This is a genomic window from Thauera carbonicopians (assembly GCF_025699485.1).
In the GTDB taxonomy this organism is placed as follows: domain Bacteria; phylum Pseudomonadota; class Gammaproteobacteria; order Burkholderiales; family Rhodocyclaceae; genus Thauera.
Genome location: NZ_JANUXN010000003.1, coordinates 137,356 through 162,029 on the forward strand (window position 1 = coordinate 137,356; position 24,674 = coordinate 162,029).

The window sequence follows — 24,674 nt, forward strand, 5'->3', positions numbered from 1 at the left end:
GTGCATAGGCGCATGCCGCTTGCGTGTGTCGGATGTCGCCGACATGGCGTAGGCCGAGGCCTACATGGACGTGCCGCCCCGAAAACGCCGAAGGCCCGCAGATTTGCGGGCCTTCGGGGCGTTGGGCGACAGGAAGTACGCGGGACTGCTTATTCCAGGCCCTGGCTCGAGAGGTATTCCTCGTAGGTGCCGCGGTAGTCGATGATCTGGCCGTCGAGCTTGATTTCGATGATGCGGGTGGCCAGCGAGGACACGAACTCGCGGTCGTGCGAGACGAAGATCAGCGTGCCGTTGAACTTGTCGAGGCCGCCGTTCAGCGATTCGATCGATTCCATGTCGAGGTGGTTGGTCGGCTCGTCCATCAGCAGCACGTTGGGCCGCGACAGCATCAGCTTGCCGAACAGCATGCGGCCCTGCTCGCCGCCGGAGATGACCTTCACCGACTTCTTGACCTCGTCGCCCGAGAACAGCAGGCGGCCCAGCGTGCCGCGCAGCAGGGTCTCGTTGTCCTCGCCGGTGGCGGCGGCGGTGATGCGCGAGTAGGGCGCGATCCAGTCGGTCAGGCTGACGTCCTCGGCGAAGTCGGCCGAGTGGTCCTGGGCGTAGTAGCCGGGCTTGGCCTTCTCGGCCCATTTGACCTGGCCCTTCTGCGGCTTCAGTTCGCCGACCAGCAGCTTCAGCATGGTGGTCTTGCCGACGCCGTTCTCGCCGATGATGGCGACTTTCTCGCCGGCTTCGATGGCGATCGAGAACTTGTTGATCAGCGGCTTTTCCATGCCCTCGTAGCCGAAGCTGATGCCGTCGACTTCGCAGGCCAGGCGGTGCAGCTTGTCCTTCTCGTCGTAGTCGAAGCGGATCCACGGGTACTGGCGGCTGGACGGCTTGACGTCCTCGGGCTTGAGCTTGTCGATCAGCTTCAGGCGACTGGTGGCCTGCTTGGCTTTGGACTTGTTGGCCGAGAAGCGGCGCACGAAGGCTTGCAGTTCCTGGATCTTGTCCTTGGCGCGGGCGTTGGCGGCGGACTGGCGCTCGCGCGCCATCGTCGACGCTTCCATGTAGTCGTCGTAGTTGCCCGGGTAGATGGTGATGGTGCCGTAGTCCAGGTCGGCCATGTGGGTGCAGACCTGGTTCAGGAAGTGGCGGTCGTGCGAGATGATGACCATCGTGCAGTCGCGGTTGTTCAGCACGTCTTCCAGCCAGCGGATGGTGTTGATGTCGAGGTTGTTGGTCGGCTCGTCCAGCAGCAGGATCTCGGGGGTGGCGAACAGCGCCTGGCACAACAGCACGCGCAGCTTCCAGCCGGGGGCCACTTCGCTCATCGGCCCGTTGTGCAGGGCGGAGTCGATGCCCACGCCAAGCAGCAGTTCGCCGGCACGCGCCTCGGCGGTGTAGCCGTCGTATTCGCCGACCTTGCCTTCCAGCTCGGCGGCGTGCATGTAGTCGTCCTCGGTCGCCTCCGGGTTGGCGTAGATCGCATCGCGTTCCTGGATGGCGGCCCACAGTTCCTCGTGGCCCATCATCACGACGTCGAGCACGCGCATGCTTTCGTAGGCGAACTGGTCCTGGCGCAGGTAGGCCATGCGCTCATGCACGTCCTTGGAGACGTTGCCGGCGGAGGGTTCGAGAATCCCGCACAGGATCTTCATGAAGGTCGACTTGCCTGCGCCGTTGGCGCCGATCAGGCCGTAGCGGTTGCCGTCGCCGAACTTGACGGAAACGTTCTCGAACAGGGGCTTGGCCCCGAACTGCATGGTGATGTTGGCTGCGACGAGCACGGAAAATCCTGTTTATCAGATAAAACAAAGCCTTGCATTATAGCTCAGGCTGTTCGACAGGAGTGTTTCAGGACTGTGGCGCGCAGGAGCGCCGCAGGCATGCCGCCCTGGCCGGCGCAGGCAGGAAAAACCCCCTGCCGGGCGCCACCGGAGCGGGCCGCGGGAGGGGGGAGAAAGGAGGACAGGAATAAAGGAGGGCTGGCTTACTTCAATCGCGGCTGAACGATGATCTTCACCGCCGACTCATTGTTGTGGATCAGCGTTTCGAAGCCTTGTGAAACCAGATCGTCGAGCTGGATGCGCTGGGTGATGAAGGGCTCGAGGTCGATCTTGCCCTGCTCGACTAGCTTGATGGTTTCCTGGTGGTCGTTGCAGTAGGCGATGGTGCCGCGCACGTCCAGCTCCTTCATCACCACGCTGTGCACGTTGATGGTGGCCGGATGGCTCCAGATCGATACGATCACCACCACGCCGGTGGGTTTGGTCGCGGCCACCAGCGCGTCCAGCACCTTGTTCACGCTGGTGCATTCGAAGGCCACATCCACGCCCTTGTCGCCGGTCAGCTTCATCACTTCCGCGACCACGTCCACTTCCGACGGATCCAGGATGTGGTCGGCAACGCCGGATTCGCGGGCCTTCTCCTTCCGCTTGGCGCTCAGCTCGGTGATGATGACGGTCAGGCCCTTGGCCTTCAGGATCGCCGACAGCAGCAGGCCGATCGGGCCGGCGCCGCCGACCAGGGCGACGTCGCCGGCCTTGGCGCCGCTGCGGCTCCAGGCGTGATGGCCGACCGACAGGGGCTCGATCAGCGCGGCCTGGTCCAGCGGAATCCTGTCGGAGATCGGATGCACCCAGCGGCGCTTGACGGCGATCTTTTCCGACAGGCCGCCGCCGCGGCCGCCCAGGCCGATGAAGTTCATGTTCTTCGACAGGTGGTAGTTCTCGCCCGGCCCGGTAGGCACGTCGTCGGCGACGATGTAGGGCTCGACCACCACGTGCTGGCCGACCTGGATGTCGGTCACGCCTTCGCCGACGGCATACACCACGCCGGAAAACTCATGGCCCATGGTGACGGGGGCGGACTCGCCGGAAATCGGGTGCGGATGGCCGCAGGGCGGAATGAAGATCGGCCCTTCCATGAACTCGTGCAGGTCGGTGCCGCAGATGCCGCACCAGGCCACTTCGATGCCGACGGTGCCCGGCGCCACGACGGGTTCGGGGATGTCTTCGATGCGGATGTCGCCGCGGTCGTAAAAGCGTGCTGCCTTCATGGATCAAACTCCGTGGTTGTGAATTCCTGTGGCCGTCGTCGGAGCGCCTCGCCCCTTGCCGGGGAGGCGCTCCGGAAACCTCCCGCTCAGCGCAGGTGATGCACTTCCTGCATGCCGTAGACCTGCACCGGCAGGTCTTCCTGGCGCGCCTTCAACTGCAGCGCCAGGTACAGCGAGTAGTGGCGCGACTGGTGCAGGTTGCCGCCGTGGAACCACATGTTCTCCTGCTGCGTGGGCTTCCACATGTTGCGCTGTTCGCCTTCCCAGGGGCCGGGGTCCTTGGTGGTGTCCGAACCCAGGCCCCAGACCTTGCCGACCTTGTCGGCGACTTCCTGGCTGACCAGATCGGCCACCCAGCCGTTCATCGAGCCGTAGCCGGTGGCATAAACGATGAGGTCGGCGGGCAGCTCGGTGCCGTCGTCCAGCACCACGGCGTTCTCGCTCAGGTGGCTGATGCCCTTGCCCGACTGCAGCTTGATGCTGCCGTCGATGACCAGGTCGCAGGCGCCGACGTCGATGTAGTAGCCCGAGGCACGGCGCAGGTACTTCATGAACAGGCCCGAGTCGTCGTCGCCGAAGTCGAGCATGAAGCCGGCTTCCTCGAGCTTGCGGTAGAACTCGGCGTCGCGCTCGCGGATGCGGTCGTAGATCGGAACCTGGAAGTCCGCCATGATGCGGTAGGGCAGCGAAGCGAAGATCAGGTCGGCCTTCTTGGTCGTCACGCCGTTGGCGACGGCGCGTTCGGAATACAGGTCGCCCAGCCCGATGTCCATCAGCGAGTCCGAGCGCACGATGTGGGTCGAGGAGCGCTGCACCATGGTCACGTCGGCGCCGTGTTCCCACAGCGCGGCGCAGATGTCGTGCGCCGAGTTGTTGGCGCCGATCACCACCACCTTCTTGCCGCTGTAGGCGTCCGGCCCCGGGTGCTGCGAGGAATGCTGCTGTTCGCCCTTGAAGACGTCCTGGCCCTCGATCTTCGGCACATTGGCCTTGCCCGACATGCCGGTGGCGAACACCAGGTGCTTCGGCCGGATGACCAGCGTCTCGCCCTCGCGTTCCACCGTCACTTCCCATTCCTTGCGGGCCTCGTCGTAGCGGGCCTTCACGCAGTTGGTGGAAGACCAGTAATTGACTTCCATGACCTTGGTGTACATCTCCAGCCAGTCGCCGATCTTGTCCTTGGGCGCGAACACCGGCCAGTTAGCCGGGAAGGGCAGGTAGGGCAGGTGGTCGTACCACACCGGGTCGTGCAGGCACAGCGACTTGTAGCGGCTGCGCCACTGGTCGCCGGGGCGGGGATAGCGGTCGATGACGATGTGCGACACGCCCAGCTGGCGCAGCCGCGCGCCCAGCGCGATGCCGCCCTGGCCACCGCCGATCACCAGCACGAAGGGCTGCTGGCTGCGGCCCAGTTCGGCCGCTTCTTCCTCGCGGTGCTCCAGCCAGGTCTTGCGCCCGCGCTGGATGCCGTGCTCGGCGCCCATCGGCCGGCGCGGGCCCAGCGGCTCCTCGTGATCCTTGAGTTCCTGCGCCGTGGTCAGCAGTGTCCAGATGCGGCCGTCCTTGATGCGGATGTGGCCATGGCCGGCGATGAGCCGGGTATCGATGTCGATCCACGCCGAAACCACGCCATCGGCTTCGTCCACCGCTTCGCCGGGAGTGAGGCCGAAGACGACCGGCGCGGCGGCATCCAGCTGTGCGTCCAGCATCTGCTGGATCGCGTCCCGGCCTTCCAGGGTCTTGAGGTTCCAGGTCAGCAGCACCAGGTCGCGCCAGTACGATTCGTCGGCGAACAGTCCGGCTGCGGCCTGGGTATCGCGTCTGGCCAGGGCGTCGTTGAGTTGGTCCAGCATTGCCTGGGCGCGGGCAGTGGGGCTTGTGGTCATGATGTCTCCAGAATTGTTGTTGGTGTATGCCCGTGGGGTGTGCGGGCGGAGGAGATATCGCAAACGCCGTGCCATGCCTGTCCGGACCACTCGGGCATCATGAAATCAAGGGCTTGCCGAACGACGGCTTGAACATCTGCGTCGTGCTGGCTCATTTCGCCGCTTCAGGTGTTGCAATGGCTGCGACAGGTGTCGCATTGGCCATGCTGCGGCGCAATATCATTTCTGGGTAAACCTTCATTCACCTGCGGGTGCTTTGATTCCAGAATCCCTGGCACTTCCCGCCGCGCAATACGCCATGCCATCCGGGCAATCCAGGTTTTGGGGCGCGCACAGTTCCATTGCAAGCCAATCGACGGCAAGCACGCTTGAATGAGCCGCTGTGCCGGCCGGCTGGTTTTTCCGATTTCGGCGTCATCGATTTTTCGATCGTTCATTCACCAGGAGGCATCATGAGCAAGAAAGTCGCAGTCATCACCGGTTCCGCCGACGGCCTGGGCAAGGGGATTGCCGAGCGCCTGGCCGCAGACGGTTTCCGCATCGTGCTGTCGGACATCAATGCCGGGCTGCTCGCCACGACCGAGCAGGAATTCAGGAGCAATGGCGTCGAAGTGACGTCCTTCGTCGGCAACGTCGCCAGGCGCGACGAGCAGTTCGCGCTGGTGGCGCATGCCGTGGCCGCTTTCGGCCAGGTCGATGTCTTCATCAACAATGCCGGCATCGAGGACGTGATGCCGCTGGATGCGGTGCGCGAGCCGGACCTGGAGAAAGTCTTTGCGGTGAACGTCTATAGCGTGGTCTATGGCACGCAGGCCGCCGCCGAGCAGATGAAGAAGCAGGGCACGGGCGGCAAGATCATCAATGCCTGCAGCATCGCCGGGCATGAATCCTACGAATTCCTCAGCGTGTATTGCGCCACCAAGCATGCCGTGCGTTCGCTGACGCAGAGCGCCGCCAAGGAATTGGCGCGGCACAAGATCACCGTCAATGCCTATTGCCCCGGCGTTGCCGCGACCAGGATGTGGGACCGCATCGACGAGGAAATGGGCAAATACCTCGGCACCAAGCCGGGCGAGGCCTTCGAGCGCTTCTCGTCGGGCATCCTGCTGGGCCGCCCGCAGACGGCCAAGGACGTGGCCGATTTCGTTCACTACCTGGCCTCGCCCGATTCGGACTACATGACCGGGCAGTCCATCATGATCGATGGCGGTATCGTGCTGCGCTGACTGCCGATAAACTGCAGCGGATGGGCGAGGGGCTTGCTTGCAGGCCCCTCGCCCAGGTGCAGACATCCTGCAGCACACACCCAGCGCCAGAGCCTGCGATGCCACCCCAGTCCTACGCCTCGCACATTAAGGAGATCGAAGCCTTCGGGCTGGGGCAGCCCATGCACGGCGGCAGCAGGGACGAAGCCGTGCTCGACAGCTGGCGGCGCTGTCTGGACCACCACCGGCTGGATCCGGCGCGGACCTGCGAAGCCGTCATCGTCCCCGAAGGGCAGTTGCGCCAGCACCGAGAAGAATCCGAGTCGCTGATCCGCATCGCCCGCAGCGGGCTGGAGCGGCTCTACCAGCAGCTGAAGGGCCTGGACTACGTGCTGCTGCTGGCCGACCGCCACGGCGTGGCGGTGGATTTCCTCGGCCGCGAGGCAGCCAGCGGTGATTTGCGCCGCGCCGGCCTGTACCTGGGTGCCGAATGGCGCGAAGACCGCGCAGGTACGTCTGCCGTCGGCGCCTGCCTGGCCACCGGCGACGCCCTGACCGTGCATCAGAGCGACCATTTCGATTTCACCCACACCCGGCTGTCCTGCACCGCGGCACCGATCTACGACCTGCGCGGCGAACTCGCGGCGGTGCTCGACCTTTCCCAGCTCAGGTCGCCCGAGGAGCGTGCCAGCCAGGGCCTGGCGCTGAACCTGGTGGTCGCGGCGGCGCGGCGCGTGGAACTGGCGAACCTGATGGCGCAGTCGCGCAGGGACTGGGTGCTGCGCTTTTCCCAGTCGCCGGACTTTCTCGACGTGGACCCGGACGCCGCCATCGCCCTCGATGCGCATGGCCGCATCAACGCCATGACCCACGCCGGTGCCCGCCTGCTGGCCGCGGCGGCACGGCTGGACTGGCGGCAGCGCCATGCCCTGATCGGCCAGCCGCTGGAACGCTTCTTCCAGTTCGACGCGCGCCACCTGCCCAGTCTGCGCGCCGACCGCCCGGCGCAACAGCGCATCGTCCGCGCCTGCGACGGCAGGGTGCTGTTCGCCCACGCGATCGAGCCGATGCGGGTGCTGAGCCCGGCTTCACGCCCGGCGGCGCTCGCGCCGCTGCCTTCCGCCTTGCAGATGCTCAGCGCCGGCGACCCGGCAATGGATGCGCTGCTGCACAAGGCCGCGCGGCTGGCGCCGCAGAACCTGCCGATCCTGGTGCAGGGCGAAACCGGCGCCGGCAAGGAATTCCTCGCCCGCGCCATCCATGGTGCCAGCGGCCGCAGCGGCGCGTTCGTCGCCATCAACTGCGCCGCCATTCCCGAGTCGCTGCTGGAGAGCGAATTGTTCGGCTATCTGCCCGGCTCATGGACGGGCGGTGCCAGCAAGGGCCGCCAGGGCCTGATCGAAGCCGCCCATCGCGGCACCCTGTTCCTCGACGAGATCGGCGACATGCCGCTGGCGCTGCAGGCCAAGCTGCTGCGCGTGCTGTCGGAGTCGCAGGTCCTGCCGCTGGGCGCGCGCGAGCCGCGCACGGTCGATATCCGCGTGCTGTCGGCCTCGCACCGGCCATTGGCCGAACTGGTGCAGTCCGGCCAGTTCCGCCAGGATCTGCTCTACCGCCTCAACGCCGCGGAACTGCAACTGCCGCCGCTGCGCCGGCGGCGCGACCTGGGCGGCATGATGGACCGGATGCTGGCCGAGCTGGGCAGCCAGTACAGCCTCGGCGAGGCGGCGCGGGCGATGCTGCTCGCCCACCCCTGGCCCGGCAACCTGCGCGAACTGCACAACGTGCTGCGCTACGCCGTCGCGCTGTGCGGCGACGGGCCGCAGGGCGGCGCGGCGGCCTGGGAGTGTGTCAGGGAGTGCGTCATCGAGCCGGCCCATCTGCCCGACAGCCTGCAGGCGGCCGATGTGCTGGATGCCGGGCCATCCATGCTGCAGATAGACGGCACCGCCGGGCTGGACGCGGCGGACAGTGCTGGCGGACGTTTGCAGTCCGGCACGGCCGTGGAACTGGAACAGCTGCTGGCGCAATGCCACGGCAACGTCTCGGAAGTGGCGCGGCGCCTGGGCGTGAGCCGTTCCACGGTACACCGGCGCATCCAGCGCCTGCAGCTGGGCGTGCGCCACGCCAGCTGGAGCAGCAGCGCCGGACCTCGGGAATGATGGCGGCCGGCTGTCGGAATCGTCCGACGCGGCTTTCGGATCGGGCTGATGGGGCGCGCGGGCGGCCTCACCTAAAGTGAAGGCGTGCTCAGACACCGAGCCGCATCCCCAACCCCGAAGGAGAGCAGCCATGAACAAGGACATCATCGAAGGCAACTGGAAGCAGCTCAAGGGCAAGGTCCAGCAGCAATGGGGCAAGCTCACCGACGACGACTTCGACGTCATCGCCGGCCGCGGCACCGAGCTTGCCGGCCGCATCCAGGAACGCTACGGCATCAGCCGCGACGAGGCCGAGAAACAGGTCAGGGACTGGCAAAGCCGTCTTTGAGCCCGTTGGCCGATGAGTGCCTGCATTCGTCGCCGGATTCCCGCCTTCGGGCAGGCGTCCGGCGGCTTTCCCGACCTGCAAGGAGAAAACCATGCTTCACTACGCAGTCGTTTTCTTCGTCATCGCCCTGATCGCGGCCCTGTTCGGCTTCAGCGGCATCGCCGCCGGCGCGGCGGGCATCGCCAAGATCCTGTTCGTCGTCTTCCTAGTGATGGCGATTGCCAGTTTCGTCGTCAACCTCCTCAGGGGGCGCTGACCGAGCTTGATCAACTTCGACCGGATGAACCGACATGTTGCGCATCGCCATCGTCGATGACCACCAGATCGTGCGCGCGGGCTTTCGCGAGATGCTCGCCGATGAGCTGGGCTTCGCCTTCCCGTTCGAGGCGGCGTCCGGCGAAGAGGCGCTGCAGGGCCTGCGCGAGCACGAGGTGGACGTTCTGCTGCTCGATTTGTCGCTGCCGGGGCAGAGCGGCATCGACGTACTGCGTGCCGCGCGCCAGCGCTACGAGAAGCTGCGCATCCTGGTGCTGTCCGGCTTCCCGGAAGAACGCTACGCACTGGCGATGATCCGCAACGGCGCCGACGGCTATCTGTGCAAGGACTGCTCGCGCGAGGACCTCATCAACGCGATCCATGCCGTCGCCCAGGGCCGGCGCTACCTTTCGCCCCGCACGGCCGAACTGCTGGCGGAGGAGCTGACCGGCGGTGGCGGCGGCGCGCCGCATGAAAAGCTGTCCGACCGCGAACTGCAGGTGTTCCTGCGCCTCGCGCGCGGCGAATCCGTGTCCGACATCGCCGCGGTGCTCAATCTCAGCGTCAAGACGGTCAGCACCTACCGCTCGCGCCTGCTCGAAAAGCTCGAGGTGTCGAGCAATGCCGAACTGGCGACCTATGCTCTGCGCCATGGGCTGATTCTCGAATGATCGAATGACCGGTTTCGAATCATGGCTGCCCCTGAGTCTTCTTCTTCGCTACGCGTCGTGCTGATCGAGGATTCGCCGATCCTCTGCGCGATGTTGCGCGACATGCTGAACGAGCTCGACGGCGTCGAGGTCGTGGGCAATGCCGATGGCGAGCAAGCGGCGGTGGCCGAACTCGAACGACAGCAGGCCGATGTCGTCATCGTCGACCTGGAATTGCGCCAGGGTAGCGGCCTCGGCGTTCTAGCCTGCCTGCAGGCCGAACCGGAGCGCTACGGCAGTCCGCGCGCGGTGGTGTTTTCCAATTACGGGCACAGCGCGCTGCGGGCCCGCTGCAAGGGGCTGGGCGTCGAGCACTTCTTCGATAAATCCTTCCAGATGGACGAACTGCTCGAATTCGTCCAGAGCGCTGCCGCGCGGCACTGAGTCGCCCTTCGGCGAGCTGCCCTCAGCGCTCCGCCGCCGCAAGCGGGATGCGCGCCACGATGCGCGTGCCGCGGCCGGGGCGGCTGTCGATGTCGAGCTGGCCGGCCAGCATCTGCACGCGGTGGGCGATGCCGGTCAGGCCGTGGCGCATCGGCTGGCGAACCGACGGATCGAAGCCGGTGCCGTTGTCTTCCACCTTCAGCACGATGCGGTCCGCCTCCGCGGCGAGGCTCAGGCGGACGTGCGTGGCCTGGGCGTGGCGGCGGATGTTGGTGAGCGCCTCCTGCGCGATCCGGTACAGCGCCAGCGATACCGGCGCCGGCAAGTCGGGCAGGGTGTCGGGCAGATCCAGCTCGATCCGGCCGCCGTCCTCGTCTCCCGTTCCCGGCTGCGCCAGCGAGCGCAGCGCTTCGACCAGGCCCAGGTCGGACAGCAGCGGCGGGCGCAGGTCGGCGACCACGCGGCGCTTGATCGCGATGATCTGGCTCAGGGTATCGAGCAGGCGGTCGAAGCGCTCGCGCAGCGGGGCGATGGCTTCGTCCGGCAGCTTGCGCGCAATCCAGGCCGCGTCCATCTTCGCCGCGGTCAGCATCGAGCCGAGTTCGTCGTGCAGTTCGCGGGCGAGGCTCTCCTTCTCGGCTTCGCGCGCATTGGTCAGGTAAGTCGCCAGGCTGCTCAGTGCGGCGGTGCGCATTTCCACCACGGACTGCAGGCGTTCGTTCTCGGACTGAAGCAGCGCCGACAGGTGATCGCGCAGACGATCCTGCCGGTAAAGCAGCACGATGATCGTCGCCAGCAGCACCAGCACGCCCATGCCGAGCACGGTGTTGGTCCGCCGCGCATCCCCCAGGTTGTCGAACGACGCCAGGATGGTGTCGTGAATCTGCTCCATCGTCTGCGCCCGCAGCGTTTCGATCAGCGCGCGGATGTCGTGGGTGATCTGCTTGCCGTTTTCCGTGCCGTCGTCGGCTTCCGGGCCGGTGCTGCGTTCGATGGCCCGGGCCAGCAGCGCCCAGCGGGTTTCGACCCGCCTGGCCAACTGTTCGACCGTGTCGCGCTGGGCGGCATCCGGCCAGCTTTCGGCCCGTAGCGCGGCAAGCGTGATGTCGATGTCGGCGCTGCCGTCCCGGTAGGGGGCGAGGTGGGCCGGATCGCCCGTCAGGATGAAGCCGCGCACGCCCGACTCGGCATCGAGCAGATGCACCAGCAGGCTGTCGAGATGGGCGACGCGGCTCGATTGCTGCTGCAGCTTCTGCAGCGCGTCGCGGCTGGTTTCGGCGTGGTGCTGCGCCGCCATCAGCCAGACGGCCCCCAGTACGAAGCCGAGCACCAGCACCACCAGCAGAAGCAAGGTGGAAGCGCGCGGCAGGCGGGAAGGCAGGCGGGGCAAGAAGCGTCTCGGCAAGTGGCGTGTCGGATCGTGGAGATGTTATAGCGGATGCCCGCCGCATCGGCCAGACGGGCCATACCCTGATGGCGCACCATGGCAAGAAGGGGGATTGCTCCCCCTTGCTTGCGCATACCGCGGCCGAGGCTTGGCCGAGGTTTACTGGCGGATGACGATGTCGTTCTTGACCGCATGCACGCCCGGCGTGCTGCGGGCGATGTCGGCGGCGCGGCTGCGTTCGGCGGCGCTCTTGGCGAAGCCGGAGAGCTGGACCGTGCCTTTCAGCGTCTCGACGCTGATCGCCATGGCGCTGACGGTCGGATCTTCGGCAAACTTCGCTTTCACGCGGGTGGTGATGGTGGCGTCATCGACGTACTCGCCGACGGTGGATTGGTCGCGGGTGACGGCGCAGCCGACTGCGGTGAAGGCGAGCAGACCGGACAGGGCGAGCGTGGCAGCGGTATGTTTCATGATGCGTCTCCTTGGTATTCGCGGGCTTTCCCGGATATCCGCGGCGGGCTTCATTCCCGCCTGCAGGTGCGATTCAAATGTATCCTCGGGGCCGACCCGGCGCTGTCCGACAGCGCGGATTGCGTTGTAGGACGATTCTGTCAGCCGCTCTGCATTTCCATCCGGCATTCATCCGAACACTTCAGCCGCCATGCGCTTCCTCCATTCCGCCGACTGGCATCTCGGCCGTGTGCATCACGGCGTTTCGCTGCTCGAAGACCAGGCCCACATCCTGGGCGAATTCGTCCGCCTTGCCGCCGACGTGCGGCCCGACGCCATCCTGCTGGCCGGCGACATCTACGACCGCTCGGTGCCGCCGGCCGAGGCGGTGCGCCTGCTCGACCTGGTGCTGACCGAACTGGTGCGGGGACTGCGCATTCCGGTGGTGATGATCGCCGGCAACCACGACGGCCCCGACCGCCTCGCTTTCGGCGCCGGCCTGCTCGGCGGTGCGGGGCTGACCGTGCGCGGCCCGTTCGAAATCCCGGCCCGGCCGCTGGTGCTGCACGACGAGCACGGCGCGGTTGCGATCCACGCGCTGCCTTACGTCGAGCCTGCCGTCGTGCGCAATGCAGTCGCCGGCCAGCAGAGCGGGGAAGGCGGAGAGGGCGCCCGCGCGGTCGATTCCCACCAGGCTGCATTGGCCGTGCAATTGCAGGCGGCGCGCGCGGCGCAGCCGCCGGGGGCACGCAGCGTCGTCGTCGCCCATGCCTTCGTGCTCGGCGGCAGCGAAAGCGAATCCGAGCGGCCGCTGTCGGTCGGCGCCAGCGGGGCGGTCGATGCGGCACTGTTCGACGGCTTCGACTACGTCGCGCTGGGCCATCTGCACCGGCCGCAGCAAGTGGGCCAGGCGCGCATCCAGTATTCCGGCTCGCTGCTGAAGTACTCGTTTTCCGAGGCGGATCACGTCAAGTCGGTGAACCTGGTCGAGCTCGATGCCGCCGGCGCCTGCACCGTGGAGCGCATCGCGCTGACGCCGCGCCGCGACCTGCGCATCGTCGAAGGTCAGCTCGACGCCATCCTCGCCGCCGGTGCAGCCGATCCGGCGCGCGACGACTACATCCTCGCCCGTCTCACCGACAGCGGCGCGCTGCTCGACGCCATGGGCCGGCTGCGCAGCGTCCATCCCAACGCGCTCGCCATCGAACGTCCACAACTGCTTGGCGACGGCCCGGGGCGGGCGGCGGCGGACCATCGCCGCGTGCGCATGCAGGATCTGTTCGCCAGCTTCCATCGCGACACCACCGGCCAGCCGCTCGACGAAGCCGGCGTGGCCGTGCTCGATCGCATCGCCGAGCGGCTGGAGCGGGAGGCGCGCCACGCATGAAGCCGCTCAAGCTCAGCCTGCAGGCTTTCGGCCCCTTCGCCGGGCGCGAGACGGTGGACTTCACCCGCCTGCCGCCCGGCGCGCTGTTCCTGATCTCCGGTCCCACCGGCGCGGGCAAGACTTCCATCCTCGACGGCATCACCTACGCGCTGTACGGCGACACCTCCGGCGGCGAGCGCAGCGCGCGCGAAATGCGCAGCCACCATGCCGACGCCGCGTTGCAGACCGAAGTCGAACTGGAATTCGCCCTCGGTGGCCAGCACTACCGGGTGCGCCGCGTGCCGGAGCAGTCGCGCGCGGCCCAGCGCGGCGGCGGCGTGGTCAATGCGCCGGCCAAGGCCGAACTCTTCCGCTTCGACGCCGATCGCTGGCAGCCGCTGGCGCAGCGAACGACCGAAGTCACCCAGCAGGTCGAAGCCCTGCTCGGCTTCAAGGCCGAGCAGTTCCGCCAGGTCGTGCTGCTGCCGCAGGGGCAGTTCCGCAAGCTGCTGGCGGCGAGTTCGGCCGAGCGCGAGAAGATTCTCGAAACCCTGTTCGGCACCGCCGCCTACAAGCGCCTGCAGGACGCGCTGAAAGCCGAGGCCGCCATGCTGCGCGAACGTGGCGAGCAGGCCAGCCTGCGGCGCGCCACCTTGCTGCAGCAGGCCGAGGCGGAAACGACCGAAGACCTGGCCGTCCGCCTGGATGCCCTCGGCGCCGCGCTGGCGACACTGGAAGCGGAGGAAAAAGCCGCCCGCGACGCGGATGGCGCCGCCCGCGCCGCGCTGCAGCAGGGGCAGGCGACCGCGGCCCGTTTCGCCGAAGCGCAGGCCGCGGCTGCGGCGCTTGCCGCGCTGACGGCCGGGCGGGCGGAAACCGATGCCCGGCGCCTGCGCCTGGAAGATGCCCGGCGTGCGCAACAGGTGTCGCCGTCCGCCACCGCACTGTCGGCCGCCCGCAGTGCCGCAGCCGAAGCCGAACAGCGCGCGCGGCAGGCCGCGCAAGCCGCCGAGCAGGCAGCCAAGGCATTGCACGACGCCGATGCAGCGCTGCAGGCCGAGGCCGCGCGCGGTGACGAGCGCGAAGCTGCGCAACGCGAACAAATGCGGCTCGAAGCCCTGTCCGATGCCGTCGCCCGCCTCGCCGAAGCGGAAACCGCCTTGCTGGACAGCCAGCGCCAACGTGTCGCGGCCGATGCTCGGCTCACACAGGCAGAAGCTGCGTGCAAAACGCTCGACAGCCAGCGCAACCAGCTCGCCGGCCGCATCGACACCCTGCAGGCCCAAGCCGCGCAGGCGGCGGTACTGGGCCTGCGCATGCAGCACGCCGAACAGCGCGCACAGGCGCAGGCCGGCCTCGAGGCCAGCCTCGTCAGACTGAAACAGGCGCAAGTGCTGGTGGAGGCGAAACGGCAGGCGTTCGAAGCTGCGCAGCAGCAGATGCTGCGCCAGCGCGAAGCGTGCGATGCCCTGGATGCAGCCTGGCGCCGCGCGCAGGCGGCCATCCTCGCCCATCATCTGCACGACGGCGACGCCTGCCCGGTGTGCGGCAGCGCCTCGCACCCGTCGCCGGCCCGTTTCGACGGCGAACTGCCCACCGAGCAGGCTTTGCAGGCCGTGCGCGACGCTCTCCGGAAAGCCGAGGCCGCGATGGAAGCCGTCCGCCACGACAGGGACGTCGCCGCACAGCAACGCGCTGCGGCCCAGGCCGAAGTGAACACGCGCCAGACTGCGCTGCACGGAGGCGCTGCCGATGATCAGGTACAGCAAGACCTGTTCGGCGCCAGCGTCGACGAGGACTTGCCCGCATTGCGGACAGCCTTGCAGGCCGCGCGTGCCGCGGCGGCCGAAGTCGAGCGAATACGCGGGCAACTGCAGCAAAGCGAGGTCGCACTGGCTGCCGCCCAAGCTGCGCTCGACGATGCGCGCAAGCAGGCAGCGGCGGCCGCCAGCGCAGCCGAAGGTGCCCTGCGCGTGGCAGAGGAAAGGCGCGGCGCAGTGCCCGAAGCCTTGCGCTCGCCGCAGGCGCTCGGCACCGCGCTGGCGGCGGCGCGGGCCAGGCGCCAGCAACTGGAGGCGGCGTTGCAGGCCGCCCAGGAAGTACAACGGCAAGCCCTGAACCACGATGCAGCACAACGCGCCCAGCGCGACGCCCAGGCCCTTGCCGCCCGCGCCGCCGAAGTGCGCGTGGCCGAAACCGCCGCGCAGTTTGCCGATGCGCTGCACGCCGCCGGTTTCGCTGCGGCCGGCTCAGGCATGGCAGGTAGTGCCAGACCCGATGCCGCCTGGCGCGCGGCTGTGCTGCCCGCCGAGCAGATGGACGCGCTCGCACGGCAAATCCGCAGCGCCGATGAACAGTTCGCCGCCGCGCAGGAGCGCAGCCGGCGCGCTGCACAGGCCATCGACGGGTTGGCGCCGCCGGACCTCGCCGCACTCGACGCCCGCGCCACCGCCTGCCGCGAACAGGTCGAAGCGATCGTCGCCCGCATCACCCACAACCGCGGAGAGCAGCAAAAGCTGACCCGCACGCTTGCACTGCTGAACGAGATCGCCCGCGAGCACGGCGCCATCGAAGCCGAATACCGCGTCGTCGGCCACCTGGCCGAGGTCGCCAACGGCGACAACGGCCGCAACCTCACCTTCCAGCGCTACGTGCTCGCCGCCCTGCTCGACGACGTACTGCGCGCCGCCTCGCTGCGGCTGAAGGCGATGAGCCGCGGCCGCTACCTGCTGCAGCGGCGCGAGGACGTCGCCGACGCCCGCCGCGCCGCCGGGCTGGACCTGGAAGTGTTCGACGACTACACCGGCCGCGCCCGCCCGGCCAGCACGCTGTCCGGCGGCGAAGGCTTCATGGCCTCGCTGTCGCTCGCGCTCGGCCTGTCCGACGTGGTGCAGGCCTACGCCGGCGGTGTCCAGCTCGACACCCTGTTCATCGACGAAGGCTTCGGCAGCCTCGACCCCGAATCGCTCGACATGGCCATGCGCGCCCTCATCGACCTGCAGCAGCGCGGCCGCACGGTGGGCGTGATCTCGCACGTCGAGGACATGAAGCAGCAGATCGGCACGGCGATCGAAGTGGTGCAGGGGCTGAGGGGGAGCAGGGTGCGAATGGTCGGGGTGAGCTAAGGGAGTGATGCAGCGGTTTCGTGCCGGGCCGGCAGGTACGGCACCACATTCCGCAGCGCCCGCTCGATGTACTCGTCCTTTTCATCGACGGGCGCCACGTAATGCAGGGCGCGTGTTGCCGCTTCGATGCCGCCCAAGCGGGCGGCGATCCAGAGCGCCAGGTATTGCGACCTCGGCAGCGATCTGCGGCTGGCGACGCCCGGCATGGTCGATCTCAACTACAGTGATCCGAGCGTGCCCGGGCAGGCCGGCCTGCTGCGCGATGCGTTGCGCCGGCTGGCTCGCGCGGGAGACCTGGAATCGGCGCTGCATTACCAGCCGCACGGAGGGCGGATGCACGAGCGGGCCATCGTGGCGCGCCACCTGCGCAGTCGCCAGCTACGGGTCGAAGCCGAACAGGTGGCAATCGTCGACGGCGCGCAGCACGGCCTCGCAGTGACCGTGATGGCCTTGCTGCGGCCGGGTGACGTGGTGGCGGTGGATGCGCTGACCTACCCGGGCTTCCGTGTGCTGGCCGACATGCGGGGGTTGGAACTGCTGCCCGTTCCCGTCGGCCCGCAGGGCACGGATGTGGATGCCTTGGCGCAGCTCTGCCGCACACGCCCGGTGCGCGCGGTGTACGCGATGCCCACGCTGCACAACCCGCTGGGCTGCGTAATGGATGAAGCCGCGCGGCAACGGCTGGTGGCCGTGGCCCGTGCGCACGACCTGCTGCTGATCGAGGACGCCGCCTATGCCTTCCTCGTCGAGCAGCCTCCGCCGCCGCTGTTTCAACTGGCGCCCGAACGCACGATACACGTATCCAGCCTGTCCAAGAGCGTCGCCACCGGCCTGCGCTTCGGCTTCGTCGCGGCAGCACCGGCCCACATCCGTAGCATCGAGCGCGCCATCCGTGCGACGACGTCCAATACCCCCGGGGTGATGACCGCCATTGCCTGCGGCTGGATCGAGGACGGCACGGCCGCCCGCCTGGAAGTGCAAAAGCGCGAGGATGCCCGCCTGCGGCAGGCCATAGTTGCCGAGGTGCTGGCCGGGTTGCCGATGGTGTGCCATCCCGATTCCTGTTTCGTATGGCTTCCACTCGGTCCCGAGTGTCGTGCGGATCAGGTTGCGGCGATGTTGAACGAGCAGGGAATTGCAGTATCCACTGCCGAACCCTTCGCTACGACCGTCCATGTTCCCAGCGCGCTGCGGCTGGCGCTGGGGTCGGTGGATGTGGGGAGCTTAAGGTGGGCGTTGGGGAGGGTGAGGGAAGGGGTGGAGTTGGGAATCTGATGGTTGTGCGTTGAGGCTGGAGCGTTCTTCAAACTTATGGTTGATTGCCTGCTTCCGACCTATTGCGGTCATTGGTGCCCGAGGAAAGCTGTCACTCAACGCCCAACAAAGCAACGCATGGAGGTGACTTGAAGGGCGGAACGGACAGTGAGGATTCAAATTTGAAATCTGAGTACCTTGCGAGCCAACGCATCTTTTCTTGAACGGATGCACTCGCAGTGCTCGTACCCTCAATGAGGGCTTTAACTCTAGAAACCAAGGCTTCGGTTTCGTCAGGAGATTTGGCCACAAGGTAATCAACGAAGGCAAGGCCATCCTCCTCATGGAGAATTTGTAACTTCGAAGCATCGATCGTTGGATTCGCAAGCTCAAGCAAATTATCAGACACAACAATCCTAGGATATCGCGCCTGCAAGCTCTCTAGTTGATACGCCTCTATCATCCCTTTGCTAAACATGAATCGGTCTTTCACGAAATGCTTTCCAAATGTTACGCCGCCTCTACAAAGAAGGCCGTCCATTAGCAGGCCCTTTTGCCACTCAGCTATTGCGGAGAGAAATCCTGAAAACTCTGATAGATCAAAGGGACGACTAAAAACCACTGAATCTGAGAATTGAATTAAGCCAGCATCTAAATCCTTGCCAAAAATTAGCGATGCTCGGTTATGGGCTTTATAAAGAATGTCAAGATATTTCGGACTATCCGAGGATTCGCAATCATGACGAACCATATCAGAAAAACCAAGTACATCAATAAATGCAACGAAATGACTTGTTAGTTGCATTGGCATATTTTTTACCCCGCAAGCATTAGACGAGTCGCGAGTTGATTGAAACAGGTCTTATAGGTCGCCATGCGAGCTTCAGCATCAGTCCAGGTTCCGCCTGCCCATGCGACTCCAGATTCTGTGACTAGTGCAGTATCCTCACGCTGGACACCAAAAACAGGTTTCCCAACCTCTTGCATAAGCGGTGCGAGTGTTCCGAAGTCAGGAATTTTGGTGGCAATAAGCTGATCCGTTGGAAACGGATAGAGATTGCGATCTGCTGTTGAGTGCTTCTGGAGCGCGGACGCCAAATAGGTATCCAGTTGTTCAGGTATACGCTTGATCCAGACGTCAAACCCTGGCTTTGGCTTACCCTTGTAGACTTTGAAGAACTGCGAAATTGCGCCTAGGAATATCGGTTGCCCATGGCGGACCGGCAACGAGTAGCTGGTATATGTATCGCGTATCTGAGCATGCTCATCGAGCCACCGCCCAACAATCGAAGAAAGAGTACGGATGGCTTGAACATTAAATCTATCAGGTGCAACCGGAACGAAAAACGCATCACACGCCAAGAAGAAGGTGCGCGTTAGTGCACCCGCGCTCGGTCCGAGGTCAATAAAAACTAAATGATAATTGCGCGCCTGGGCAAGTCTTGTAAGCATATCGCCGATCGCAACATACGTACGCATCAGGTTTGTCCGTGCCGCAAATCGTTGAGAATGCGCCTCTGCAATATCGTCCTCAATAGACGTTAGATCGACACTGCCACGTATTAAGTCAAGCCCTTCAGCAAGTTTGACCGTATTGATCGCATCTATATTAACTGCGGCAACCTCGCCCTCAATTCGAGGTTTTAATGCCTCTAGGATACTGGTGCCAGGAAGCTCCTGAATGACCCCAGTTCTCTCAGCTATTGCGTCGAGTTCTGCAATTACCCTTCCCAGGCAAAGCTCAGTGAGGTTGCACTGTGGGTCAGCATCGACTAGCAAGACACGCTTGCCTGAAGATGCGAGAAGATGTGCGAGGTTGAAGGTTGTGGTTGTCTTTGAAACACCACCTTTATGATTGTAGAGCGTCACTATGGGCATAAATGGCCTTTACGAAAGCTAGTGCAAGGGGTTCACATCCTGTGGAACTAAATAATATTGCGTCGATGCATTATGGATATATGAGATCTATTTACAAATATTGAATAATGCGCGAGCTAACTAAGCCCCAAAATCTGGCAGTGAGCTACAGTCCAGCAACGGACCTCGCAAGCGGTTATATCGAAAGAATGGAACGTAATAGCGAGGGTCAGCTTCTGGCGGTAAGCAGTCATCTCTTCCATCTACACTATTCATTGTAAACGTCCGCTACTCCGCCATCGCGTAAACAATCCGCTCACCATCCGTTTTCACCAAACCACGCTTCACCAGCTCTGAACAAACCATATCGACCGTCGATGCGGGCACATCCTTGCCGAGCTTCGCTTGGATCGTGCTGTGCAGCGTGCTCAGCCTGCTAGGTTTTGCCTTTTTCATCGCGATCAGCTGAACAATGGCCTGTGAGCAGAGCTCATCGAATCTTTCTGTATTCAGATTGCCGCGCTCGCCTTGAGAAATGCCTACTGCGGCTGAGGAAGAGACAGCAGTGCGGAAGCAGGCCATCTCCTCTATGGAAGGCGAGCGCGCCGAGAAAATCTTCCGAGCTTTCAGATGCTGGATCAGCGGATCGAAGCCCGTGTCCTTCGAGATGATGTGAAAGAAGCCGCTTGGATCTTCTGCTGCGAGCCGGCCGAGATGAAAGGCCATATGGAAGTCCAGCGCGTTCGTACCAGGCGTTTCGAGCATGACGTATTCACCGCGCGTGCCGAGCTGCTGCATTGCAAGTACGAGCTCGACCGGGAGCTTGGTGTTCTTGGGACCGAGGAAGACGATGACGCGGAAATGCTCGTCCTTGACCAAGTCGAGCGACTTGACATGAACGTTCTCGAAATCGATCAGGACGTAGTTGGTGCGCAACAGGTGCTCCAGACGTGTCGGATGGCCGAGGCAGTTCACTGCCTGGGCAGCAACAGCGGGTCATGCTTGCAGTATCTGTAGTGGATGCTTTGCCGTCATGGGAATATTGACGGGGTATGAGGCATGGTTCTCACGTGCGAGCGAAATCGGCGGCCACGTTTGCCGCAGCCTTTGTTTGATCCCGCGTTCGTGCGATTTTGCGCTGGCCCCCAAGCCCCCCGATTTGTAGAATCGCCCCTTCCCCCGCGCCAGCGCCGCAGGACCGGGCGCCGTGCCTAAAAGACCAGAAACGGAGACATCCCATGCAGAAACGCCGCTTCACCGCCCTTATCGCCGGTCTGTTCGCTTCGGCTGCGCTCGGCCTGTCGATGCCGGCCACGGCTCAGCAGTACAAGGACGAATACAACCTGTCGACGGTGCTCGGCGACGCCTTCCCGTGGGGCTGGGGCGCGCAGCGCTGGGCCGATCTGGTGGCCGAGAAGACCGAAGGGCGGATCAAGATCAAGGTCTATCCGGGTACGTCGCTGGTGTCGGGCGACCAGACCAAGGAATTCACCGCGCTGCGCCAGGGCATCATCGACATGGCGGTGGGCTCGACGATCAACTGGTCGCCGCAGGTGAAGGAGCTGAACCTGTTCGCGCTGCCCTTCCTGATGCCGGACCACAAGGCGATCGATGCGCTGACCCAGGGCCGTGTCGGCGCCAAGATGTTCGAGATCCTGGCCGCACGCGACGTGGTGCCGCTGGCCTGGGGCGAGAACGGTTTCCGCGAGGTGTCGAACTCGAAGAAGCCGATCCGCACGCCCGAGGACGTGAAGGGCATGAAGGTGCGGGTGGTCGGTTCGCCGCTGTTCCTGGCGACCTTCAATGCGCTCGGTGCCAACCCCACGCAGATGAGCTGGGCTGACGCTCAGCCGGCGATGGCGACGGGCGCGGTCGATGGCCAGGAGAACCCGCTGGCGGTGTTCAACGCCGCCAAGCTGCACACCGTCGGCCAGAAGCACCTGACGCTGTGGGGCTACGTTGCCGACCCGCTGATCTTCGTGGTCAACAAGAAGGTGTGGAACAGCTGGACCGAGGCCGACCGCAGGCTGGTTGCGGAGGCGGCACAGCAGGCCGCCACCGAGGAGATCGCCCGCGCCCGCGCCGGCATTTCGGCGGGCGATGAATCGCTGCTGAAGGAGATCGAGGCCAATGGCGTGTCGGTGGTGCGCCTGAGCGATGCCGAGCGCGACGCTTTCCGCCAGGCGACGGCCGGGGTGTACAAGGAATGGGCCGGCCGCGTCGGTGGCGACCTGGTCAAGCAGGCCGAGGAAGACATCGCCAAGCGCTGAGTGCAGTCCCGGCTTTGCCGGGCTGATGTGCGGCCAGCTTCGTCCCGTTCGGGGCGGACGCTGGCCGCATGATTTTTTCCATTGTTGATGGACCGTTTCACACCATGAGTATCGAAGTAGAAGTGCCGCCTGCCGAGGCAGAGGCCGCCGCCCCGCCGTCCTATACGATCGAGCAGATCCTGACCGGCATCGCCATGGCGCTGATCGTGCTGGTCACTTTCGGCAACGTGCTGGTGCGCTACTTCACCTCGCAGTCCTTCGCGGCGACCGAGGAGTTCTCGATCGCGCTGATGATCGTGGTTGCCTTTCTCGGTTCCTCGGTGGCCTTTGCCTTCGACCGTCACATCCGCGTGAGCTTTTTCGTCGAGCGCATGTCGCCGCGGGCGCGGATCTTTTTCGACTGGCTGGCCTTCGCCGCCACGGCCGGCCTGTTCGCCTTCATCGCCGTCTATGCCGGGCTGCTGACCTGGGACCAGTACCGTTTCGAGGAAACCTCGCCGGCGCTCGGGGTGCCGCAGTGGTGGTACACGGTGTGGATGCCGGTGCTGTCGGCGACGCTGGTGCTGCGCCTGGTGGTGAACCGCCTGCGGAGGCAGGCATGACCGGCACGGTACTGATCGGGCTGTTCATGCTCCTGCTGGTGGCCGGCGTGCCGCTGGCCGTGGGGCTGGGGGTGGCGAGCGTGGTCGTGCTGGCGATGGCGGGCTTCGACCAGCTCGCGGTGCCGACCAACATCTACGCCGGCATCGCCAAGTATCCCTTGCTGGCGATTCCGATGTTCGTGCTGGCCGGCATGATCTTCGAGCGTTCCGGCGTGGCCGTGCGGCTGGTGAGGTTCGTCACCGCCATCGTCGGTGAGTGGACGGGCTCGCTCGCGGTGGTGGCGGTGCTGGTGTCGATGCTGCTGGGCGGCGTGTCAGGCTCCGGTCCGGCCGACGCGGCGGCGGTGGCGGCGGTGATGCTGCCGTCGATGGTGGCGCGCGGCTATCCCAAGGGTTTCTCGGCCGGCCTGATCGCGGCCTCGGGTTCGACCGCGATCGTGACGCCGCCTTCGGTGGCGCTGATCGTCTATAGCGTGATGGTGCCGGCCGCGACCGTGCCGGCGCTGTTCGCCGCCGGCCTGTTCCCGGGCATGCTCGCGGCGCTGAGCCTGCTGCTGCCGGCGATCCTGATCAGCCGCAAGTACGGCTTCGGCCGCGGCTACAAGGCCGAGCGGCCGCCGCTGGGCAAGAGCTTCATCGATGCGATCTGGGGCCTGCTGGCGCCGGTGGTGATCCTCGGCGGGCTGCGCACCGGCTTGTTCACGCCGACCGAGGCGGCGGTAGTGGCGGTGGCCTACGGCATCTTCGTCGGCATGGTGGTGTATCGCACCATCAATCTGAAAGGGCTGTTCCGCATCATGGTCGATGCCGGCGAATTGTCGGCGGTGGTGATGATGGTCATCGGCATCGCCTCGGTGTTCGCCTGGGCGGGCAATACGCTGGGCATTTTCGATGTCGCCGCCAGGGCGCTGGTCGGGCTGCATTCGAGCGAATGGCTGATGCTGGTGTCGATCAACCTGCTGCTGCTGGTGGCGGGGATGTTCCTCGACGCGATCTCGATCTTCCTGATCCTGCTGCCCATCTTGGTGCCGATCGCGGTGGCGATGGGCTGGGATCTGGTGTGGTTCGGCGTGATGATGACGATCAACCTCGCCATCGGCCAGTTCACGCCGCCGATGGCGGTGTCGCTGATGATCACCTCGCGCATCGCTGGCATCGGCATGGAGGAGACTTTCCGCTGGGTGACCTGGCTGGTGGTGGCGATGCTGGGCGCGCTGACGCTGATGGTGGTGTTCCCGCAGATTGCGCTGTGGCTGCCCGGCAGGCTGGGCTACCTCTGATCTGAGCCGAAACGGGCGCCGCGCTCAGCGCGGCGTCGCTTCCAGTTCGTATCTCGGCGAGCGCGGGCCGTACAGGATGCCGTTGGGCATGCCGGCCGACAGCAGGCGGTGGCTGGCGATGCCGGCGATCGGGTGCGAACGGTTGGTGGTGGTTTCGATGATCTGATTGACCACTGCCGTGATGAGCATGCCGATCAGGCCGCCGCCGGAGTCGCGGCCTTCGGCGCTCGAGGCGGTCGCCGAGCCTTGCCACAGCGTCTGTTCCGAGCGCAGGTCGATCAGGCGGGCCTGCGCCGTGACGCGGCTTTCGCTGGCGAGCACGGAATAGCTGGTGCCGTACTGTTCGATGTTGATGTACAGCGCCGCGTCGGCACCGAAGATTTCGTGCAGCTTGGCCAGCGGCACGCCGTGCATCTCGCCCGGGTTGTGCAGGCCGTTCTGCTGGAAGGTTTCGTCGACCAGGCTGACCGGGAACACGTAGTAGCCCGATTCCGCCAGCGGCATCGTGACCTGCGACAACATGCTGTAGGTGGCTTCGACCTCCATCGAGCCGTTGAGCGGCGGCAGTACCAGGATCGAAGCGGGCCGGCTCTGCCTGAAGGCCGAATAGTCGTAGCTGGCCTGTTGCGTGGCGCAGCCGGTGGTGAGCAAGGCGGCGAATGCGGCGATGAGGCCGGCCTTCAGGCGAAGGCGGCCGGCTGTCGTGGGGTGCATCGGTCGGGATCTCACTCGGATTTGGTCGCCTTGCGCATCAGGAAGTCCATGTAGGCGGCGCTTTCCGGATACAGGGTCTTTTCGGCCTCGAAATGCTGCAGCATCTGGTCGGGTTGTTCGCTTTCGGCGTACAGGATGCCCAGGTGCGCGTGGTAGCCCGGCGACACCGGCAGGCTTTTGGCGCGGGCCTTTTCCAGCCCGGCCTCGAGCGCGGCGAGCTGTTCCTGCGGACCCAGTTCCTTGGTGAAGTGGCCGTACAGCGCGGGCTGGTATTCGCCCCAGTAGTAAAGCGGGTGATAGGTGTTGCTGCTGGTGCAGCCGGCGAGCAGCAACAGGCTTGCGGCCGGCAGCGCGGCCGCGAGGCGGGTGAGGGCGTGAGACTTCATTGCTGGC

23 protein-coding genes are annotated in these 24,674 nt (G+C 65.3%); 12 read left to right on the forward strand and 11 right to left on the reverse strand.

What is annotated here, in order from left to right; translation table 11 throughout:
- Positions 1-149: 149 nt before the first annotated feature.
- The 4 genes from NX068_RS05640 to NX068_RS05655 all read right to left on the reverse strand — a co-directional run bounded on the left by NX068_RS05640 (position 150) and on the right by NX068_RS05655 (position 5,369).
- On the reverse strand, positions 150-1,775 hold the full coding sequence (locus NX068_RS05640) for an ABC-F family ATPase (RefSeq protein WP_263460309.1): 1,626 nt from the start codon (positions 1,773-1,775) through the stop codon (positions 150-152).
- 203 nt (positions 1,776-1,978) lie between these two features.
- The gene (locus NX068_RS05645; protein WP_263460310.1) at positions 1,979-3,046 is read right to left on the reverse strand and encodes a 2,3-butanediol dehydrogenase; all 1,068 of its coding nucleotides are present in this window, start codon (positions 3,044-3,046) and stop codon (positions 1,979-1,981) included.
- 86 nt (positions 3,047-3,132) lie between these two features.
- On the reverse strand, positions 3,133-4,932 hold the full coding sequence (locus NX068_RS05650) for an NAD(P)/FAD-dependent oxidoreductase (RefSeq protein WP_263460311.1): 1,800 nt from the start codon (positions 4,930-4,932) through the stop codon (positions 3,133-3,135).
- 164 nt (positions 4,933-5,096) lie between these two features.
- Complete coding sequence (locus NX068_RS05655) at positions 5,097-5,369, reverse strand: hypothetical protein (RefSeq protein WP_263460312.1); 273 nt, start codon at positions 5,367-5,369, stop codon at positions 5,097-5,099.
- A gap of 15 nt (positions 5,370-5,384) precedes the next feature.
- Between NX068_RS05655 and NX068_RS05660 the strand changes: the two genes are divergently transcribed.
- The 6 genes from NX068_RS05660 (at position 5,385) to NX068_RS05685 (ending at position 9,976) form a co-directional block, all read left to right on the forward strand.
- Entirely contained in the window at positions 5,385-6,158 is a 774-nt protein-coding gene (locus NX068_RS05660; protein ID WP_263460313.1) for an acetoin reductase, read from the forward strand.
- Positions 6,159-6,256: 98 nt separating this feature from the next.
- Positions 6,257-8,299, forward strand: a complete 2,043-nt coding sequence (locus NX068_RS05665) for a sigma-54-dependent Fis family transcriptional regulator (protein ID WP_263460314.1) — start codon at positions 6,257-6,259, stop codon at positions 8,297-8,299.
- A gap of 130 nt (positions 8,300-8,429) precedes the next feature.
- Complete coding sequence (locus NX068_RS05670) at positions 8,430-8,627, forward strand: CsbD family protein (protein ID WP_263460315.1); 198 nt, start codon at positions 8,430-8,432, stop codon at positions 8,625-8,627.
- Between the two features lie 91 nt (positions 8,628-8,718).
- Positions 8,719-8,883 (forward strand): DUF1328 domain-containing protein, encoded by a 165-nt coding sequence (locus NX068_RS05675; RefSeq protein ID WP_083953669.1) that lies wholly within the window; start codon positions 8,719-8,721, stop codon positions 8,881-8,883.
- Positions 8,884-8,917: 34 nt separating this feature from the next.
- Entirely contained in the window at positions 8,918-9,553 is a 636-nt protein-coding gene (locus NX068_RS05680; protein WP_263460316.1) for a response regulator, read from the forward strand.
- 21 nt (positions 9,554-9,574) lie between these two features.
- Positions 9,575-9,976, forward strand: coding sequence for a response regulator (locus NX068_RS05685; protein ID WP_263460317.1), 402 nt, complete (start codon positions 9,575-9,577; stop codon positions 9,974-9,976).
- Between the two features lie 22 nt (positions 9,977-9,998).
- Here NX068_RS05685 and NX068_RS05690 read toward each other — a convergent pair whose 3' ends face one another.
- Entirely contained in the window at positions 9,999-11,366 is a 1,368-nt protein-coding gene (locus NX068_RS05690; protein ID WP_263460318.1) for a CHASE3 domain-containing protein, read from the reverse strand.
- 156 nt (positions 11,367-11,522) lie between these two features.
- Positions 11,523-11,834 carry a BON domain-containing protein gene (locus NX068_RS05695; protein WP_263460319.1) on the reverse strand — a complete coding sequence of 104 codons (312 nt, stop codon included), beginning with the start codon at positions 11,832-11,834 and terminating at the stop codon, positions 11,523-11,525.
- A 190-nt stretch (positions 11,835-12,024) separates the two neighbouring features.
- Between NX068_RS05695 and NX068_RS05700 the strand changes: the two genes are divergently transcribed.
- The 3 genes from NX068_RS05700 to NX068_RS05710 all read left to right on the forward strand — a co-directional run bounded on the left by NX068_RS05700 (position 12,025) and on the right by NX068_RS05710 (position 17,579).
- A complete protein-coding gene (locus NX068_RS05700) occupies positions 12,025-13,200 on the forward strand; it encodes an exonuclease SbcCD subunit D (protein ID WP_263460320.1) in 1,176 nt (391 codons plus the stop codon).
- The gene (locus tag NX068_RS05705; protein ID WP_263460321.1) at positions 13,197-16,304 is read left to right on the forward strand and encodes an AAA family ATPase; all 3,108 of its coding nucleotides are present in this window, start codon (positions 13,197-13,199) and stop codon (positions 16,302-16,304) included. Before NX068_RS05700 ends, NX068_RS05705 begins: the two co-directional genes overlap by 4 nt.
- 126 nt (positions 16,305-16,430) lie before the next feature.
- Positions 16,431-17,579, forward strand: a complete 1,149-nt coding sequence (locus NX068_RS05710) for an aminotransferase-like domain-containing protein (RefSeq protein WP_263460322.1) — start codon at positions 16,431-16,433, stop codon at positions 17,577-17,579.
- A gap of 91 nt (positions 17,580-17,670) precedes the next feature.
- Here NX068_RS05710 and NX068_RS05715 read toward each other — a convergent pair whose 3' ends face one another.
- The 3 genes from NX068_RS05715 to NX068_RS05725 all read right to left on the reverse strand — a co-directional run bounded on the left by NX068_RS05715 (position 17,671) and on the right by NX068_RS05725 (position 20,351).
- Positions 17,671-18,369 carry a hypothetical protein gene (locus NX068_RS05715; protein WP_263460323.1) on the reverse strand — a complete coding sequence of 233 codons (699 nt, stop codon included), beginning with the start codon at positions 18,367-18,369 and terminating at the stop codon, positions 17,671-17,673.
- 5 nt (positions 18,370-18,374) lie between these two features.
- Positions 18,375-19,436 carry a ParA family protein gene (locus tag NX068_RS05720; RefSeq protein WP_263460324.1) on the reverse strand — a complete coding sequence of 354 codons (1,062 nt, stop codon included), beginning with the start codon at positions 19,434-19,436 and terminating at the stop codon, positions 18,375-18,377.
- 267 nt (positions 19,437-19,703) lie between these two features.
- Positions 19,704-20,351 carry a PIN domain-containing protein gene (locus NX068_RS05725; RefSeq protein WP_263460325.1) on the reverse strand — a complete coding sequence of 216 codons (648 nt, stop codon included), beginning with the start codon at positions 20,349-20,351 and terminating at the stop codon, positions 19,704-19,706.
- 302 nt (positions 20,352-20,653) lie between these two features.
- Here NX068_RS05725 and NX068_RS05730 point away from each other — a divergent pair, with 302 nt between their 5' ends.
- The 3 genes from NX068_RS05730 (at position 20,654) to NX068_RS05740 (ending at position 23,567) form a co-directional block, all read left to right on the forward strand.
- Positions 20,654-21,685 carry a DctP family TRAP transporter solute-binding subunit gene (locus tag NX068_RS05730; protein WP_263460326.1) on the forward strand — a complete coding sequence of 344 codons (1,032 nt, stop codon included), beginning with the start codon at positions 20,654-20,656 and terminating at the stop codon, positions 21,683-21,685.
- A gap of 104 nt (positions 21,686-21,789) precedes the next feature.
- Entirely contained in the window at positions 21,790-22,287 is a 498-nt protein-coding gene (locus NX068_RS05735; RefSeq protein ID WP_263460327.1) for a TRAP transporter small permease, read from the forward strand.
- Positions 22,284-23,567 carry a TRAP transporter large permease gene (locus tag NX068_RS05740; RefSeq protein WP_263460328.1) on the forward strand — a complete coding sequence of 428 codons (1,284 nt, stop codon included), beginning with the start codon at positions 22,284-22,286 and terminating at the stop codon, positions 23,565-23,567. Before NX068_RS05735 ends, NX068_RS05740 begins: the two co-directional genes overlap by 4 nt.
- 24 nt (positions 23,568-23,591) lie before the next feature.
- On the opposite strand, the gene NX068_RS05745 is transcribed toward NX068_RS05740, so the two are convergent.
- Positions 23,592-24,281: a DUF799 domain-containing protein gene (locus tag NX068_RS05745; protein ID WP_263460329.1), complete on the reverse strand. Its 690-nt coding sequence runs from the start codon at positions 24,279-24,281 to the stop codon at positions 23,592-23,594.
- An 11-nt stretch (positions 24,282-24,292) separates the two neighbouring features.
- Positions 24,293-24,667, reverse strand: coding sequence for a DUF4810 domain-containing protein (locus NX068_RS05750; RefSeq protein ID WP_263460330.1), 375 nt, complete (start codon positions 24,665-24,667; stop codon positions 24,293-24,295).
- Between the last annotated feature and the right edge of the window lie 7 nt (positions 24,668-24,674).